Annotated in this window: 15 protein-coding genes; 9 read left to right on the forward strand and 6 right to left on the reverse strand. The window is 44.7% G+C overall.

Annotated elements, in window-relative coordinates; genetic code table 11:
* Window positions 1-4 precede the first annotated feature (4 nt).
* A complete protein-coding gene (locus AB4133_RS13790; RefSeq protein ID WP_017061743.1) occupies window positions 5-1,174 on the reverse strand; it encodes a mechanosensitive ion channel family protein in 1,170 nt (389 codons plus the stop codon).
* A 186-nt stretch (window positions 1,175-1,360) separates the two neighbouring features.
* Between AB4133_RS13790 and AB4133_RS13795 the strand changes: the two genes are divergently transcribed.
* Window positions 1,361-2,017: a TrkA family potassium uptake protein gene (locus tag AB4133_RS13795; protein ID WP_019820412.1), complete on the forward strand. Its 657-nt coding sequence runs from the start codon at window positions 1,361-1,363 to the stop codon at window positions 2,015-2,017.
* A 19-nt stretch (window positions 2,018-2,036) separates the two neighbouring features.
* On the forward strand, window positions 2,037-3,404 hold the full coding sequence (locus tag AB4133_RS13800) for a TrkH family potassium uptake protein (protein WP_017061741.1): 1,368 nt from the start codon (window positions 2,037-2,039) through the stop codon (window positions 3,402-3,404).
* A gap of 98 nt (window positions 3,405-3,502) precedes the next feature.
* Here the strand turns inward: AB4133_RS13800 and msrB are convergent, their stop codons facing one another.
* Entirely contained in the window at window positions 3,503-4,645 is a 1,143-nt protein-coding gene (gene msrB / locus AB4133_RS13805; RefSeq protein ID WP_017061740.1) for a peptide-methionine (R)-S-oxide reductase MsrB, read from the reverse strand.
* 200 nt (window positions 4,646-4,845) lie between these two features.
* Between msrB and AB4133_RS13810 the strand changes: the two genes are divergently transcribed.
* On the forward strand, window positions 4,846-5,244 hold the full coding sequence (locus AB4133_RS13810; protein WP_017068628.1) for an OsmC family protein: 399 nt from the start codon (window positions 4,846-4,848) through the stop codon (window positions 5,242-5,244).
* A gap of 131 nt (window positions 5,245-5,375) precedes the next feature.
* On the opposite strand, the gene AB4133_RS13815 is transcribed toward AB4133_RS13810, so the two are convergent.
* From AB4133_RS13815 to phnW, 4 genes are all read right to left on the reverse strand, one after another.
* Window positions 5,376-6,446, reverse strand: a complete 1,071-nt coding sequence (locus tag AB4133_RS13815; RefSeq protein ID WP_372224777.1) for an OmpA family protein — start codon at window positions 6,444-6,446, stop codon at window positions 5,376-5,378.
* A gap of 440 nt (window positions 6,447-6,886) precedes the next feature.
* A complete protein-coding gene (gene phnX, locus AB4133_RS13820; protein ID WP_372224779.1) occupies window positions 6,887-7,705 on the reverse strand; it encodes a phosphonoacetaldehyde hydrolase in 819 nt (272 codons plus the stop codon).
* Between the two features lie 92 nt (window positions 7,706-7,797).
* Entirely contained in the window at window positions 7,798-9,219 is a 1,422-nt protein-coding gene (locus AB4133_RS13825) for an aspartate aminotransferase family protein (protein ID WP_372224781.1), read from the reverse strand.
* Complete coding sequence (gene phnW, locus AB4133_RS13830; protein WP_372224783.1) at window positions 9,219-10,322, reverse strand: 2-aminoethylphosphonate--pyruvate transaminase; 1,104 nt, start codon at window positions 10,320-10,322, stop codon at window positions 9,219-9,221. The genes AB4133_RS13825 and phnW overlap by 1 nt, the downstream gene beginning before the upstream one ends.
* 326 nt (window positions 10,323-10,648) lie before the next feature.
* Between phnW and AB4133_RS13835 the strand changes: the two genes are divergently transcribed.
* The 6 genes from AB4133_RS13835 to AB4133_RS13860 all read left to right on the forward strand — a co-directional run bounded on the left by AB4133_RS13835 (window position 10,649) and on the right by AB4133_RS13860 (window position 18,146).
* Window positions 10,649-11,659 carry a putative 2-aminoethylphosphonate ABC transporter substrate-binding protein gene (locus AB4133_RS13835; protein WP_017094998.1) on the forward strand — a complete coding sequence of 337 codons (1,011 nt, stop codon included), beginning with the start codon at window positions 10,649-10,651 and terminating at the stop codon, window positions 11,657-11,659.
* A gap of 184 nt (window positions 11,660-11,843) precedes the next feature.
* Window positions 11,844-13,265: an FAD-dependent oxidoreductase gene (locus AB4133_RS13840; RefSeq protein WP_372224785.1), complete on the forward strand. Its 1,422-nt coding sequence runs from the start codon at window positions 11,844-11,846 to the stop codon at window positions 13,263-13,265.
* 227 nt (window positions 13,266-13,492) lie between these two features.
* Entirely contained in the window at window positions 13,493-14,602 is a 1,110-nt protein-coding gene (locus AB4133_RS13845; RefSeq protein ID WP_017067332.1) for a putative 2-aminoethylphosphonate ABC transporter ATP-binding protein, read from the forward strand.
* A 21-nt stretch (window positions 14,603-14,623) separates the two neighbouring features.
* A complete protein-coding gene (locus AB4133_RS13850) occupies window positions 14,624-16,333 on the forward strand; it encodes a putative 2-aminoethylphosphonate ABC transporter permease subunit (RefSeq protein WP_372224786.1) in 1,710 nt (569 codons plus the stop codon).
* Window positions 16,334-16,401: 68 nt separating this feature from the next.
* Window positions 16,402-17,106, forward strand: coding sequence for a phosphonate utilization transcriptional regulator PhnR (gene phnR, locus AB4133_RS13855; protein ID WP_372224788.1), 705 nt, complete (start codon window positions 16,402-16,404; stop codon window positions 17,104-17,106).
* Window positions 17,107-17,243: 137 nt separating this feature from the next.
* On the forward strand, window positions 17,244-18,146 hold the full coding sequence (locus AB4133_RS13860; protein WP_372130011.1) for a multidrug transporter: 903 nt from the start codon (window positions 17,244-17,246) through the stop codon (window positions 18,144-18,146).
* Window positions 18,147-18,176 lie beyond the last annotated feature (30 nt).

Here is an 18,176-nt window from a genome sequence, read left to right on the forward strand (position 1 = left end):
ATGACTATCGATGACCTTCCGTAGGGGAGTTCAACATGTCTTTGGGATCGCTAATATTCTGATTATCACCTAGGCTTTGAACGCTGTTATGATCTTGAACATTAGAAAAGTCTTGAGGGTCAATCTTGAGTGTCTGTGTTGGGAACGCGATGTCTGCATTGTGTTTATGAATAATCGCCAGAACCTGTAACAGAACGTCTTGCTTCACTTTGTGGTACCTGATCCAGTTGACTGTTTTTGTGAAGGTATAGATAAAGAAGTTGAGCGTTGATGGCCCAAATTTGTCAAAGTTAACGATCAACGTCTGTTTGGCATCAATATCTGGGTGGGTCTCGAGCATGGTTCTTACATCATCAACAATGAGCGCCAATTTGTCTGCATCTTGATAACGAAGACCAAAGGTTTCATTGATTCTACGATTCAACATTCTCGATGGATTCTCTACCACAATACTACTGAACACCGAATTTGGCACGTACAAAGGACGCTTATCAAAAGTGCGGATGATCGTCATGCGCCAACCAATGCGTTCGACAGTGCCTTCGATTTGACGATCGGGAGAACGTATCCAATCACCGACTTTAAAAGGGCGGTCGAAGTAAATCATCATGCCACCGAAGAAATTCGACAGTAAGTCCTTAGCCGCTAAACCGACGATCAAGCCACCAACACCACCAAAGGTGAGTAAGCCGGAAAGACTGAGCCCAAATGCCTGCATAATGGTTAGGCCGCCCATCACCATAAAGAACAAGCGAGCGACTTTCGCTATCGCTTGTACAGTGGTTTCGTCTCTGGTTTTTTGCTCTAAGACATAGGCTTCAGTGTTAGTGATCATTCGTAAGGTAAACCAAACGAATGTACAGATAATCAATATGTGTTTAAGCGTTTTTAACCAATTGATTTCATTGCCAAACTGGTCTTGAAGTATTAGCCCGATAGAGACTGTAGCAGGCCAACACCAAAGTAATGTGCTGACAGGGGTTTTTAGTGCTTCTAGCAGTAGATCGTCCCAGTGGAATGGGGTTTTCTGAACCAGAATTTCTAAGCGATTATGGATAATTCGCCAAGCTACCCAAGCGAGAAAACTCGCAATAGTGATGAATAGGACGCTGTTTGCCCAATCACTATGGCTCTGGTTGATGTAGGTTTGTACTTGGGTTATGAATTCATTCATTGTGTGTGCTGCCGCAGAAATTATGAATTGGAAATTAGCAGAAACTCGAGTTGTTCTCTACCTTTATAAATCAAGCGATTATGACAATAGTATAACCTTATTCTTGCAGAACTAACTTTTTTTGAGATAGAAACTAATGTAGGTTTGGCTATCCCGTGTAATTAAAATTTCTAAACAGGATTTCAAATGAGCGACAAACAATATGCAGTTATCGGTTTAGGGCGATTTGGTCTGTCTGTTTGCAAAGAGCTACAAAGTTCAGGGGCACAGGTACTGGCCGTCGATATTGATGAAGAGCGAGTGAAAGAAGCGGCGGCTTTTGTTTCACAAGCGATTGTTGCGAACTGTACAAGCGAGGAGACAGTTAAAGAGTTAAGACTCGACGATTACGACATGGTGATGGTGTCGATTGGCTCTGATGTTAATTCCAGTATTCTGACTACTCTGGTGGTAAAAGAGTCAGGCGCAAAAGCTGTTTGGGTAAAGGCGAACGATAAGTTTCACGGCAAGATTCTCTCTAAGATTGGTGCTGACCATATCATCATGCCCGAGCGCGATATGGGTATTCGTGTTGCTCGTAAGATGCTGGACAGACGCGTTCTCGAATTTATCGACCTTGGCAGTGGCTTAGCGATGACGGAGATTGTTATTGGTTCTAAACTGTTGGGTAAGAAACTTGGCGACCTTAAGCTGTGTAAAGAAAATGGTGTTGAAGTACTTGGCTTCAAGCGAGGACCGAACCTAACTAAAGCTCCAGAACTGGATGTGAGTTTAGAAATTGGGGATGTGGTGATCATCGCTGGGCCGAAAGAGACCTTATCTAGAAAGCTACGCAATTGGTAATTGGCAATAAGGTAACAGTATGAATTCGTTAAAACGAAAAGGTACTTTCTACACGCTTAAGAGTGATAAAAAGCCACGTAAAGGCTCTGAACCTAAGATTATCCTTACGAGCTTCTTAGGCGTACTTATCCCCTCTGCAATATTGTTGACGATGCCTGTATTCTCTGTGACAGGCCTAAGTTTTACGGATGCACTGTTTACAGCAACCTCGGCGATCAGTGTGACAGGATTAGGTGTTGTCGATACCGGTGAGCATTTCACCTTGGCGGGCAAAATCTTACTGATGTTCTTGATGCAAGTCGGCGGGTTAGGGCAGATGACTCTATCTGCGGTACTGCTTTACATGTTCGGTGTTAGGTTAAGCCTTAAACAACAAGCACTCGCGAAAGAAGCGCTTGGTCAAGATCGTAAGATTAACCTTCGTAAATTAGTTAAGAAGATCATCATCTTTGCATTAGTGGCTGAATTTATCGGTTTTGTATTGCTCTGCTTCCGCTGGGTACCTGAGATGGGATGGTCAACGGGCAGTTTTTATGCACTATTTCATGCGATATCTGCATTCAATAACGCAGGTTTTGCACTGTTTTCAGACAGTATGATGAGCTTTGTTGATGACCCATTAGTGATTTTTACGCTCGCGGCTTTGTTCATTTTTGGTGGTTTAGGCTTCACGGTAGTGGGTGACCTATCCAGTAATTGGCGTAAAGGTTTTCGACATCTTCATTTACACACTAAGATTATGCTAACCGCAACCCCGACTTTATTGTTGGTGGGTACGGTATTGTTCTGGCTGCTGGAAAGAAATAACTCAGCAACCATGGAAGGGCTATCGACTCAAGGACAGTGGCTAGCCGCATTTTTCCAGTCGGCAAGTGCTCGTACTGCTGGCTTTAATAGTGTGGATTTGTCTCAATACACTCAGCCGGCATTGCTGGTAATGATTGTACTGATGTTGATTGGTGCCGGTTCTACCTCAACGGGTGGTGGTATTAAGGTTTCGACCTTTGCCGTCGCGTTTGTTGCGACGTGGACGTTTTTACGCCAGAAGAAACATGTAGTGATGTTTAAGCGAACCGTAACTTGGCAAGCGGTAACAAAGTCATTGGCCATTATTGTGGTAAGTGGGGCGTTATTAACCACCGCGATGTTTTTGTTAATGCTTACTGAAAAGGCAGCGTTTGATCGAGTCATGTTTGAGGTGATTTCAGCCTTTGCAACGGTTGGTTTAACAGCTGGCTTAACCGCAAACCTGACTGAGCCAGGTAAATACATCATGATTGTGGTTATGGTGATTGGACGTATCGGCCCCCTGACCTTGGCTTATATGCTAGCTCGTCCAGAACCTTCCTTGTTGAAATACCCTGAAGACACGGTGTTAACGGGTTAATTAGGTCCACGGGCTGATAAATAAAGCTCTGTAAATAAAAACAAAGCTAGCGATATGCTGGCTTTGTTGTCATAGGCTGATCGTTAATTGCTGAATGCCTATCCCTCAAACATCTCAACGTATTCCTCATAGCCTTCTTCTGCTAATTTATCCGCAGGGATAAAGCGCATTGCGGCTGAGTTCATGCAGTAACGTAACCCTGTTGGTTTTGGACCATCTTTGAATACATGCCCCAGGTGGGAATCGCCAAACTTACTTCGAACCTCTGTTCTTGGGTAAAGCAGTTTGTAGTCAGTAGTTGTGACGACATAAGCCTCGCTGATTGGCTGTGTAAAGCTCGGCCAACCTGTACCTGACTTGTATTTGTCTTTGGAAGAGAACAATGGCTCCCCAGTCACGATATCAACGTAAATACCTTCTTGCTTGTTATCCCAGTATTTGTTGTCAAATGGGCGCTCAGTAGCGTCTTCTTGCGTTACATCGTATTGAAGTGCTGTAAGCTTCGCTTTGATCTCTGCATCAGACGGTTTTACGTATGTTTTAGCATTCGCTGTCGCATTCTTACTGTCGATGATCTGACGTAGTGTTTTAGGGTTGTCCTTTCTATCATCACCGAAGATCTTATCTAGGTACTGATCGCGGCCAGAAGCATAGCGGTAGTAGTTATAACGAACCTTACTCTTCTTGTAATAATCTTGGTGGTAATCTTCTGCTGGCCAGAACTTCTCAAATTTTATCAGTTCTGTTTTTAGTGGTGCACCAAAGATATTAGCTTTGTCGATCTCCATCATGAAGTTCTGAGCAACATCTTTTTGTGCTTGGTTATGATAGAAAATAGCCGGTCGATAATGACGGCCTCGGTCTACAAAAGAGCCTTTGTCATCGGTTGGATCGATGTGTCTGAAGAATTGGTCAAGAACCTGTTCATAGCTAACAACATCAGGGTTGTAAGTCACGTTTATCACTTCGATGTGACCCGACTTGCCTGAGGATACTTGTTTGTAGGTTGGGTTTTCTAGTTCACCGCCAGAATACCCAGAGATAACGTCGGTGACGCCTGTCAGCTTTTCTAGGTCGGATTCTGTACACCAAAAACAACCACCAGCCAGTGTCGCGATTTCACTATTACCTGAATTAGCTGTTTTATCCATTGTATTGGCAGTGCCAGTCTGGCTTACAAACAGCGAAATCAGTGGTAGCGCAACCACGAGTGATACCAATATTTTAGATAATTTATTCATAGATACCTCATCTTGACGTTCTTCTCATTCGATTTTGAATGTACGAATAGAGACAGGTTTTAGATGGAAAAAATTGCATCATTCACAAAAAAATATGTCGCCGAGAAAATCTTGCTCATAAATGCCGCCAGTAGTAGGGTGTCAGTATTGATATCCAATAATAGACAGCGATGGCGGTTATCGTACATCTAAGGAACAACATGCAAGCAGAAGTTAAATGGGTCGAAGGCTTTAAATTCCTAGGTCAATCTCAATCTGGCCACTCTGTAGTAATGGATGGCAGTGGTGGTGCAACCGCGCCAAGCCCAATGGAAATGGTCCTTATGGCCGCTGGTGGTTGTAGCTCTGTTGATGTCGTCGATGGTTTGAAATCTGCAGGCCAGAACATCACAGGCTGTAATGCAAAACTTGAAACGACACGTCGTGAAACAGCACCAAAAATCTTTACTGTGATTAACATTCACTTTGAAGTGTCTGGTGACAACCTAGATCCTGAGTTAGTGGCTAAAGTATGTGCTGATTCGTTAGAAAAATACTGTTCAGTATGTCTAATGTTAGGTGCTGGCGTAGAAATGACTCACAGCTGGGAAATCGTTTAGTTTTCGGTTTGTACAGCCTAGCTTGGGGCCGGTACTTTTCGGCTTACGGCTTATTAGTAAAGACAGATACAGAAAAGGGCGGAGCACTTTGAGTGCTCCGCCCTTATTATTTCGGCTAAGGTAGAGTGTTGTTATTCAGCAGTTTCTACGATAACTTCTTCAACTTGTACTTCTTCTTGGTATTCGAAACCAGGGATCGTTGCGTCAACACGACGGTTTTGAGCACGACCTTCAGCTGTATCATTTGATGCAATTGGATTCTCTTCGCCTTCACCTGACGCTGTAATACGGTCTGCTTCAATGCCTTGCTCTTCGATGTATGCGGCTACAGCTGCTGCACGCTTCTTAGAGATCATCATGTTGTATTCAGCTGCGCCTGTTGAGTCTGTGTGACCAACAACATCAACTGATGATTGAGGGTGAGCTTTAAGTACTTCAACTAATGGCATTAATGCAATTTTACCATCTGTAGACAGTTCAGTACTGTTTGTCTCAAACATACCTTGAGAGAAGCTCTCAGTTTGCGCTTTAGTAACAACCACGGTTGTCTTCTCTTCAACAACAACTGCTGGTTCTGTGATTGGCTCAGATGGCGCTTGAGTCACTGCTACTGCAGAAGCTGTTGCAGCCGCCGCTGATGCTGTTGTGTTGCCAGTACCGAAGTTGTAGCTAACACCAACTGATAGTAGGTTCGAGTTCAGGTCTTGAACGTAGTTGTCGTCGAAATCATCAAAGTATTGGTATTCAACACGTAATGCCCAATCAGAAGATAGTTGCTTCTCTACACCGATACCAGCAGAAAGAACGACGTCATCCTCGCCACCGTGTGAAATGTAAGCAGGACCTGCTTTAAAGAATACGTCAAACTCTTGTTGTACTGCTAGGCGGTACATTGGAGTTAGCGAGATTGCGATCAGTGGATCGCTGAACGCAGCTGTTGTGCCGTTCTTTGAAAAGCTTGTCTTGTAGTCGCCAAGGAAGTCTGAGCTTAGCTCAATACCAAACTTGTCATTAAAATTGTAGCCAGAGTAGATGCCTGCACCAATTGCATCATCATCACACTTTTCACCGCTTACGCATGCGCTGTCTAGCCAGCCCACGCCCACTTTTGCACCCACGTAAGTCGTTGCAGCAATAGAAGGCGCTGCTGCTAGGCCTGAAGCGGCTACAACAGCACACATGATTTTTGACAGTTTTTTCATAATTTTTTCCTTGGATTAACTCTTATTTTTATCTGAACTTACCAGTAAAACGATCACTTATTGGGTTACGACACTGCTTATAATAAGTAAATCAAGGTGTTGGTTCAGCTGAACCTGTTTCTTTCTCAGTACTTATATTGTTAATCTGATTGCGTATTGGAGTCAATGAAATTGTTAAATATTATATATTTAAGATGCCTTTATTGTTGATTTTATCATTTGTTGGAATGTTTATGTTTAAGCTATAGCCTAGCCTAGCCTCGTCTATTTACCAGTGGCGCTACGGGTAATAAGTAAAAAACTTGCGCTTTATCATGCTTATAAAACAAAAATCCCCACCCACCATGTCTAACTCGGTTGAGTACATGATTGGATAGGGATTTGAATTAAAGCTATAGCGGTATTTTCACGTTTTACATCACGTAATAGCTCGACTTTGTTTACGGACGCTCACCCGCCAATAAACGCTTCTCGATATCTGCAATTACGCTAGGTAAGTCTGCAATGGTATCGATCAGGTAATGAGGGTTTGATTTGTTCAGCTTCACGCTTGCTTTTTCACGCGCCGTTGCCAGAGTTGCTTCGTCTGCGTCTAAGTATTCTTGATACGTTAAGCCTGCTTCGTTACCTGATAGAACAAGGCCTACCGTCCACATGCCTGCGTTGTGACCTTCATCAATGCCGGGTGCTGCGTCATCCACTTTCACACACGCTGCAACGCTGGTTACGCCAAGGTCGATTACGTTTTTAAGTGCCATAAATGGAGCAGGGCGACCGCCTTGAGGTAGGTCATCGGTTGCTACGATGTTGTCTGGGTGGTAACCGTAATCTGCAGCAGCAGGGATTAGCACATCCATCACTTCACGTGGGTAACCTGAACAAGAACCAATTTTTACGTTCTTCTCTTTAAGGTTATTTACTACTTCAATCGCGTTTAAAATTGGCGCTGCGTGGTCGGCTACTTTCGCTTTTTGAAGAGGCATGAATGCCGCGTAGATCGCATCAACGTCTTCACTGGTCATCGAACGTCCGAACTGGGCATTCCAACGAGCATCAACAGCAGGGATTCGACCCACCGCTTGGATGTGATCCCATTTACCGATACCCATAGGTTCACGAGCTTCAGCTAAGTCGATGTCAAAGTCGAAACCTTGTTTGAATGCTTCAACGAAGATGCTAGTTGGAGCAAACGACCCAAAATCAACGATAGTGCCGGCCCAGTCAAAGATAACCGCTTGGATAGGTGATGTCGTGTTCATAATAGTGTCCTATTTTTGTGTCACTCCCAGTTCAAAGTTCTGGGAAACAAATGGTTGTTTAAGGTTATTGGTTTAAATGTTGATTTCGAGAATTAAAGGTATTCAAAATCTTTGCAGACTTTGGCTATCGCTTTTTCGAATACAGACAGAGCGACTTCTAGCTCGCTACGGCTGATGATCAATGGTGGGCTCAATTGAATCACGTTACCTTGTGAAACCTTAAAGCTCAGGCCATCGTTCAGACATTGGTAAAGTACTGCTTCTGCTTCATCGAACGCTCGGTTTTTGGTGATATGGTCAGTGACCAATTCCACTCCCCAAAGCAGACCGATGCCGCGAACGTCACCAATGACTGGGTATTTCTCTTTCATTTGAAGCAGTTGTTCACGCACGAATGCGCTGTCCGCTTGTACTTTTTCAAGTAGATTTTCTTGCTCAATCACTTCCATCGTAGCCAGTGCCGCTGCGCAGCCAATAGGACTTTTCTCGTGGGTGTAGTGACCAAGTGATACTTGCGCTGCCGTGTTGTATTTGTCTTTAGTGACCATGGCTGCAATTGGAACCAAGCCCCCGCCAAAACCTTTACCGATACAAAGAATGTCAGGTTCGATATCAAAGGCCTGGTGAGTGAACCATTCGCCACTACGACCCATACCGTTTGGAATGTCGTCGATGATCAACATGACGTTATGCTTATCGCAGATCTCACGGATGCGCTTCCAGTAAGCTTTGCTTGGAACCTGAACGTCTGTGTTACGCACTGCTTCGGCAATGAAGGCTCCAATGCCACCTTCTTTTTCAATCACATACTCTAAATAGTCGGCATAGTGAACGTCGCATGCAGTTTCGTTTGCATTGACTGCGCTATTCTCGTTAAACGGGAAAGCGCCACGATAAGAGACGGCTGGTGGAATGCGTTCTACGCCAGCCATTAACGGGCCCATGCCTTCGCGGAAACAAGCTTCACCACCCACTGAAATTGCGTCCAGTGACGCGCCATGGAATGAGTCCCACAGTGAAACGACCTTGAAGTTGTTGGTGACATGTCGAGCCAGTTTGAGTGCCATGCCGATAACCGAAGTACCACCCGGTGCAAACAACACGCGGTTCAACTCACCACCGCAGATCTGTGTCAGCTTTTCAGCGCATTGAACGGCTGTTTCATTGGTAAAGCGACGCGGTGAAAACGGCAATGACGCCATTTGCTGAGTCACTTTATTAATGATATGTGGATGGCCATAACCCAATTGATGAACATTGTTACCGTGAAAGTCCATGTACTTCTTGCCCGTCGCATCTTGAATGTAGATGCCTTCAGCTGCTTCAAGTGTGTCTAGACAAGGCGTTGACATCGCTTGATGAAGAAATACGTCAGAGTCACGTTTTAACATCGCTTGAGTCGCATCATCGTTTAGCGACTCGTTCCATTTCTCACGCGCTGGCGTGGTGTTCACATCGCCTTCGCTTCGAAAGTGTGTCGCCTTTAGAATCGGCTCTTGATTGATCGTCGTCATTATTTGATGTCCCAGTACATAGCGTTTTTCACCGCGCCAATTAGGGCTTCAATATCTGACGGATAAACTTCACCGATGTTACCGATGCGGAAGCAGTCTGCGTTTGAAACCTTGCCCGGGTAAATCACAAATCCTTGCTCTTTCAAACGGTCATAGAATTCCTTGAATTGATAATCGCTATGAGTTGGAGAATAGAAAGAGGTGATAATCGGTGAATGAAGGTCATCATTTAGCAGAGGCTCAAAACCAAGAGAGCGCATACCTGCAACCAATGTGGTTTGGTTGGTTTGGTAACGATTATGACGAGCTTCGATGCCGCCTTCCTGTTCCAGTTCAAGCAGGGCTTGGTAGAAAGCACGCACTGTGTGAGTCGGAGAGGTGAAGCGCCATTTACCATGGTTGCTTTCCATGCAGTACCATTGGTCAAACAGGTCAAGGCTTAATGAACGAGCCTGGCCTTTGCATTTTTCCAGTTCCGATTGCTTCGCAATAACAAAGCCGAACCCCGGTACACCTTGAATACACTTGTTTGCTGAGCTGATCATGTAATCGACACCTAAGTCAGCGATATCCATAGGGATGCCACCAAAGCTCGACATTGCATCGAGAATGACGGTTTTGTTGTGCTGTTTTGCCAATTTGGCAATGTCTTCAATTGGATTCAGCATGCCTGTCGTGGTTTCACAATGCACAATCGCAACGTGAGTAATGTCTGAATCCATGGCCAATGCCGTTTCCATTTCGTTCAAGTCAGGCTGTGATGTTTCACCTGGGGAAACGACATGGCATGGAATGTTTAAGTATTCTGCGATTTGAGCAATACGAGCGCCGTACGCACCGTTATCGACCACAAGAAGCTTACCGCTGTTAGAGATAACGCTACCGATTGTTGCTTCAACTGAAGCAGTGCCGCTGCCTTGCATTAATACACTTGTATATCCCGCCTGCTTAGTCGCCAAAGTAACAAGCTTGCTACGAATCACTTCAACAACGTCTTTGTTGTATTCATCATCCCAAGTACACCAGTCTTTGAGCATCGCTTGGCGAACGGTTTCAGAAGTAGATAGAGGACCCGGTGTCAGTAGTAGGTATTCGTTTCTCATGTTCAATTCTCGTGATCTGTGTTTTGGACTATACCAGTATTTACGGTTACTTTAACAACCAATTTAAACGGTCGTAAATAGCCCAAACGTTATTTTCACAAAAGCTTCATATTCAAATTTGTCACTTTTGTTGAGAAATTTTCCGATCTTTAAATTGCCATTTTTTGTTCATTTAATCGTCATAAAAGCCAGTTAGCTTAATACTCGAAATCTGGTACATACCAATGAAAAGGTGTGTGTTAACAACCTAAATGAATTTATGGATATAGAAGCCTCTAGATGGAGCTTCTAACTTCTAACCTTGGCATCGGGCCTGACTGGAGAAAATGATGAAAAACCGTTTTATGAAAGGATCACTTGCAGCATTAGTTACTCTATTAGCTGGTAATGCTTATGCAGCACAGGAAGTGACGGTTTACACCGCTTTTGAAACTGACATTTTAGCGAAGTACAAAAACGCATTTGAAAGTGAAAACCCAGACATCAACATCAAATGGGTGCGTGATTCTACTGGGATCATGACGGCAAAATTATTGGCTGAGAAAAACAACCCTCGTGCAGAAGTAGTTTGGGGACTTGCTGGTTCTTCAATGGCACTGCTTAAAGAAGAGGGCATTCTCAAGCCTTACACTCCTCAAGGTGTAGAAGCTCTGCGTTCAAACCTCAACGATCCACAATCTACTCAAGCTTGGTATGGCAATGACGCATTCTTCAATGCAGTTTGCTTTAACGAAGTGGTGGCTAAGCAATTGAACCTACCGGCACCTAAGTCTTGGGATGACCTAACGAAGCCTATCTACAAGGGCCACATTGCTATGCCAAACCCAGCATCTTCTGGTACGGGCTACATGCAGGTTTCGGCTTGGTTACAAAACATGGGTGAAGACCAAGGTTGGAACTACATGCAGAAGCTAGATCAAAACATTGCTCACTACACGCACTCTGGTTCTAAGCCATGTGTTCAAGCGGGCATGGGTGAAGTCGCTATCGGTATTTCTATGGCGAGCCGTGGCGCTAAGCTGAAAACTCAAGGCGCTCCACTTTCAGTTATTACGCCTGAAGGCATCGGTTGGGAATCGGAAGCGGTAGGCCTTGTTAAGCCTTCTGATGCAGCACAACGTGTTATCGATTGGTCTATTTCTAAAGCGGCAAACGAGCTTTACATCGAAATGTACCCAGTTGTTGGTCACCAAGATGTGACAGGCAAAGCAGAGAACTTCCCTAATGTAGAAAAGAACATGGCAAAAATGGACTTCGCTCGCATGGGCAGCGAACGTGCTGATGTTCTTAAAACATGGTCTGAGAAGTTTGATGCTAAATCAGAGCCAAAATCTTAATCTGCTGAGCTTTTTAGTTCATGAGCTCCTTAGTTAATTATCTACTGAGCTTATTAGACACATAGTTTATTAGACACGTAGTCCATTAGATATGCAGCTCATTAGAAGTTAGAGATCAGTAAAGGAAGGCTTCGGTCTTCCTTTTTTAGTTTTACGCCTTTAGGTTTTAAGTAAGGTACAACAAATGACAAAGCACTACTCATATTGGTTCAAGCAAGCGTTAGAACAAGAGTTTGGCAACATCAGTGCGGGGCTAGATTCGGCGAAGTCGCTCCAAAAAGACGTCAACTGTGATATCGCCATTGTTGGCGGTGGCTATACGGGTTTATGGACGGCGATTTTAATCAAACAACAGCAACCCGAAAAACATGTTGTCGTGATTGAAAAAGGTTTATGTGGTAGCGGTGCTTCTGGTGCGAACGGCGGTTGCATGCTGACGTGGTCGACTAAGTATCCGACGCTGAAAAAGCTCTACGGAAAAGAACAAGCGAAATGGTTGGTTAAGGAATCGGAAAAGGTTATATACGAGATCGAAGCCTTCTGTAACGAACACAAGATTGACGCGCATCTATATCGAAGCGGTACTTACTACACGGCGACCAATGAAGCGCAAAAGGGTGGAATGGAACCTGTTGTGAATGAGTTGGTCAAGCAAGGCATAAATAGTTGGAAGAAGTGCGACAATTCTTTGGCTGATAAAGCGGGATCTGATCGCCACATTGAGGGTTACTACTCAGAAGCTGCGGGTAGTGTGCAGCCTGCGTTATTGGCTAGAGGTTTGCGCCGAGTCGCTCTTGAACTGGGTGTTGAAATTCACGAAAACACAGAGATGACATCACTCGACTATGGCTCCCCAGCTCGTATCCAGACTAAGGGCGGAGCTGTGTTTTCTGACAAAGTGATCTTAGCGCTCAATGCATGGATGCTCGATCACTTTAAAGAGTTCAAACGCAGCATTGTTGTTGTCTCTTCAGATATGGTGGTGACCAAGCCTATTTCTGAAAAGCTCAAGCAATTTGGCCCAGAGAAAGGGGTGGCGGTGGTGGATTCGCGTATCTTTGTCCACTACTACCGAGATACCCAGGACGGACGACTCATGTTGGGCAAAGGCGGTAATAAGTTCTCGTTTGCCAATCAAGTTGAAAGCATGTTTAACCAAACGACCAACTACCTGCCGATTCTCAATCAATCGTTTCAAAAACTGTTCCCTAAATTGGAACAAAGTGAATTCGATTACAATTGGTCTGGAGGCTCAGATCGTTCGGTCACCGGATTGCCATTTTTCGGTAATCTAAAAGGCCAAAGCAATATCTATTATGGGCTTGGTTACTCAGGTAATGGTGTGGCTCAAACCCGTATGGGCGGGAAGATTTTGTCTGCCATGGTACTCGATATCGATAATGCATGGACACGAAGCGGTTTAACCAAAGGCCCGTTGGGACACTTCCCGCCAGAGCCATTTCGTTGGGTAGGTGCGATGATGGTGCGTGATGCGGTGCGAAGAAAAGAGAACGCGGAAGATTCGGGTAGCACGCCATTGTGGCTAGATAAACAGTTATCCAAACTCGCAGGTGCGGCGGGCAAAGCCGACAAGGTTGAATCATAGATTAATCTAGCGTTTAAATTAGAAGTTTACATTGAGGCTCTCAGTGATTTATGGGCAAGTCACTGAGGGCTTTCAACGTTGAACTAACTTTCAATGTTGAACAAATAGCAATTTTTAATGCTTATTATATCTGCAATATAACTGTCATTTAGCTTCTATAAATTTGTCACTCAACTGCAATATTCTCAGTATAAATTTGGTATATACCATATAGAGAGTGCTGTAGTATGAGCAACCAAACTTATTTGAATATTGAAAACGTTGTAAAGCAATTTGGCCAATTTACAGCGTTAAAAGACATCTCCCTATCGATAGATAAAGGCGAGTTCGTCTGCTTCCTTGGCCCATCTGGCTGTGGAAAAACCACCTTATTACGTGCGATTGCAGGCCTAGACTTACCAACGTCAGGTTCTATTGAGCAGAACGGTAATGATACGACCTTCTTGCCACCAGAAAAGCGCGACTTTGGCATCGTGTTCCAATCTTACGCTTTGTTTCCAAATCTCACTGTGGAAGAAAACATTGCGATTGGTCTGAAAAACCAAGGCATGTCGACCAAAGAAGCCCTTGAGACGGTTGAGTCTTGGTTAGAGACCATTGGCTTACCAACGTCTGGTCAGAAATTTCCAAATCAGCTATCTGGTGGACAGCAGCAGCGTGTTGCTCTGGCTCGCGCATTAGCCTTGTCTCCAGGCTTGTTGCTACTCGATGAACCGCTTTCTGCGTTGGATGCGAAGGTAAGAACACACCTACGTGATGAGATCTGCCAACTGCAACGCAAATTGGGTATCACCACTATTATGGTGACGCACGACCAAGATGAAGCGTTAACGATGGCAGACCGTATTGTCGTGATGAATCATGGTGTTATCGAGCAGGTCGGTGCTCCTCAAGAGATCTACCAAAAACCTGTCAGTCGTTTTGTGGCTGAGTTTGTTGGTAGCATGAACTTTATTCAAGCTTCTGTTGCGGCTCAAGGCAAGATGCGTATTGCTGAGTCAATGCTGCCGTTACCTGGCTTAGATAATCTCACGCCAAATCTGGGTGATGTTTTTGATATTGCCGTTCGTCCAGAGCAAATCCAGTTTGTTGATCGTTTTAGTGAATCCTTGCCAGTGAGAATCGTATCAAGCGAATTCTTAGGGGCGTTTTATCGTGTTGAGTGTCAATTGCAACATGACTCAACGGCGAAAGAGATCATCGTTGATGTACCCGTCAAAGAGTTCAACCGATTGAAGCTGCGTCGCAGTGATATTCGTTACGTGGCGTTTGATCAAGAAGGCCTTAGAGCTTACTCATCGAAAAGCCTGCAAGTGATGAAAGACGAGGCGGCGTAATCAATCATGGAATCGACTCAAATGATGCAATCTAAGCTGCTAATTCAACGACGAGTACAACCTTTTCTGGCTCGGTTAAGCAAAGACAACGTAATTCTATTTGGGCTGTTGGCCTTTTTGTCTGTGGTCATGACGTTGTTTATCCTGATGCCACTGTGGGCAATGTTGAAAAAGAGTGTTCAGAACGCAGACGGTGAATTTGTAGGTTTACAGAATTTCGCTACGTATTTTGCGTCTCAAAGCCTGTGGCAGTCGGTAGGCAATACCTTCACGCTTGGATTGCTAGTGACCGTAGTCGTGGGTGTCTTGGCGTTTGGTTATGCCTATGCGCTAACTCGTTCATGCATGCCTTTTAAGGGGCTTTTTCAAGTACTGGGTTCTGCGCCTATTCTTGCTCCGTCACTGCTTCCTGCAATCAGTCTTATCTTCTTATTTGGTAACCAAGGTATCGCTAAAGAAGTCTTGGGGGGCAACTCGGTTTATGGTTTGATTGGTATCTCACTGGGCTTGATATTTTGGACGTTTCCACACGCCTTGATGATTCTAACCACCTCATTAAGAACCTCTGACGCTCGCCTTTATGAGGCAGCACGTGCACTCAATACTTCATCGTTAAAAACTTTCTTTATGGTGACGTTACCTGCGGCAAAATACGGCTTGATCAGTACCCTGATCGTTGTGTTTACGCTGGTGGTTTGTGACTTTGGTGTGCCAAAGGTGATAGGTGGTAGCTACAACGTGTTATCGACTGACATCTTTAAGCAGGTGGTTGGTCAACAGAACTTCTCTATGGGTGCAGTAACCAGTATCTTGCTGCTATTACCTGCGTTGCTTGCGTTTACCGTTGACCGCTGGGTTCAAAAGAAACAAAAGAGCTTGTTTGATACTCGTTCTGTCGCGTACCAACCTGAACCTAGTTCACTACGTGATGGCTTATGTTTCCTTTATTGCACCATCATCTCTGCTGCTGTGGTTATTGTGTTGGGCATGGCGATATACGGTTCGATGGTCACCTTCTGGCCTTGGAACAAAGCGCTGACGCTAAACAACTACAACTTCGCAGAAATGAGTACTTATGGTTGGGCGCCATTCTTCAACTCCTTAACGCTTGGTGCTTGGACTGCGGTTATTGGTACTGTTCTGATTTTCTTAGGTGCATACTGCATTGAGAAAGGTCGCGCCTTCGGTCCTGTTCGTCAAGCGATGCAAATGCTCAGCGTTGTTCCGATGGCCGTTCCGGGTATGGTGCTGGGTTTGGGTTATATCTTCTACTTCAATGATTTGAGTAACCCACTTAACTTCTTGTATGGCACGATGGCGTTCTTGGTGATTAATACCGTGGTTCACTACTACACGGTAGGGCACATGACGGCGTTAACGGCATTGAAACAACTGCCTTCCGAAATTGAAGCAACAGCGGCTTCGGTAAACTTACCGCAATACAAGCTGTTCTTTAAGGTGACGGTACCTGTTTGTCTGCCGGCGATTTTAGATATTGCGACATACCTGTTTATTAATGCACTTACCACGACATCTGCGGTAGTATTCTTGTATTCTACCAATACGATTCCAGCGTCAGTATCAGTACTGAATATGGACGATGCAGGTCAAACCGGTGCAGCAGCAGCGATGGCGGTGATGATCATGATATCTGCAGCGAGCGCGAAGTTGATTCATATGTTAATCAACAAGTTATTCGAGAAGCGCACCCAAGCTTGGCGTAAACGCTAGCGAACCATTTTATATTGCAGTTGGCCAAGGAGTGGCTGACGACAAGAACAAGAATAAAAGGAAATGAAGTGCAGTACGTAAAAATCAAAGATGTCATCGTAGAGCAGATAGAGTCGGGGATGTTAACACCACGACAGAAGCTGCCTGCGGAGCGCAAACTGGCTGAATCGTTTGATACAACACGAGTTACGTTACGTGAAGCCTTGTCTTCACTTGAAGCGGAAGGCCGAATTTATCGAGAAGACCGACGTGGTTGGTTTATCTCTCCAGCGCCACTGCGCTACGATCCAACACAAACGCTGAACTTCACTAATATGGCTTTGTCGCAGAATCGTAAGCCAAAAACAGAGTTGGTGGCGGCGAAAGGCATGTTAGCAACCAAGGAAGCAACTAGGCTTCTTGAGCTGCAACCTTTTTCGGATGTTTATCGAGTAGACAGAGTTCGTTATCTTGAAGACAGACCCGTTGTGTATGTGACCAACTACATTCGACCTGATCTGTTCCCTAACTTGCTTGACTACGACTTGTCTAAGTCGTTGACGGACATCTACCGAGAACACTTTGGTGTGGTGTATCAGAAGATTCGCTACCGAGTGAGCACAACGTCTTTGCTTGGCGAAACCGCGCAAGCCCTGCGTGCGACTTCTGGTTCTCCGGCTATGGTGGTTGAGCGTGTTAATTACAATCAAGACGGTGATTTGATTGATTGCGATATTGAATATTGGCGTCATGACGCGATCAGCATTGAGTCGATCGCACAGCTAGAGCGCTAGTCATACGTTATAACGTTGGCATACCTGCAATTATGCAGGATTGCCCAATTGAAACGCTCAAAGGTCTCTTATTCGGAGGCCTTTTTTATCACCTGTTGTCAGCCGTTGTGCTAATTCATCAATAATTTAGGAATGAAATGGAATTCTCTGCCATTGTCATCGTGATCATTTCGGCTCTGCTTCATGCGGGTTGGAACGTTTTAGGTAAGTCTAATCAAGGATCGGGTTCGTCATTCTTCTTAGCCTCTGGCTTTGCCGCTGCTGCGATATTGACTCCCTATTTGATTTGGTTCATTTACAGTGTCGGCTTTGTGGATATCACGCTTTTATTCTGGAAGCTACTTCTTTTAAGTGGTATTTGCCAAATCATCTATTTAATCGGCTTAGGTGTAGCCTACAAGCAGGCCGATATTGGGGTGATTTACCCGATGGCACGAGCGCTGCCCGTGTTGATGGTGGGTTTAGGCACGGTGTTGATAGGCTATGAGCTGTCACCTAATCAATGGTTTGGCTTCACCTTGATTACCTTGGGTTGTTTGTTTGTACCACTTAAGAAGTTTTCAGATCTTAGGTTAAAAGCGTATCTCAACCTTGGCGTACTGTGGGCGTTAATCGCGGCCATTGGTACCACGGGCTATTCCATCATTGATAAAGAAGCGCTTCTGTTACTCGATCCTTTGAGCACACCAGTTATAACTAACAAGCACACCGCGATTTTCTACCTAGGTATCCAGTTCTGGGCAATTGTGATTCCGTTGAGTGTTTGGTTATTCGTAACCAACCAAAGAATCGAGTTTACTAATGCTTGGATACTGCGAAAGAAAGCCACGCTTGCAGGCATTATGATGGCTTCGACCTATGGCTTAGTGCTGTTTGCGATGACCATGACTGAAAATGTCAGCTTGGTTGTTGCTCTTAGGCAAGTGAGTATCATTTTCGGCGTAGTGATGGGGATCTACTTTTTAAAGGAAAAGTGGCACGCGACTCGCGGTGTAGGCGTATCTCTAATTATTGCTGGCTTAGTTATCTCATTGACTTAAAAGATCGCCTGAGTGATTGGGGATTTGTGA

This window comes from Vibrio sp. 10N.286.52.F8 (assembly GCF_041468745.1).
GTDB classification, from domain to species: Bacteria; Pseudomonadota; Gammaproteobacteria; order Enterobacterales; family Vibrionaceae; genus Vibrio; species Vibrio crassostreae_C.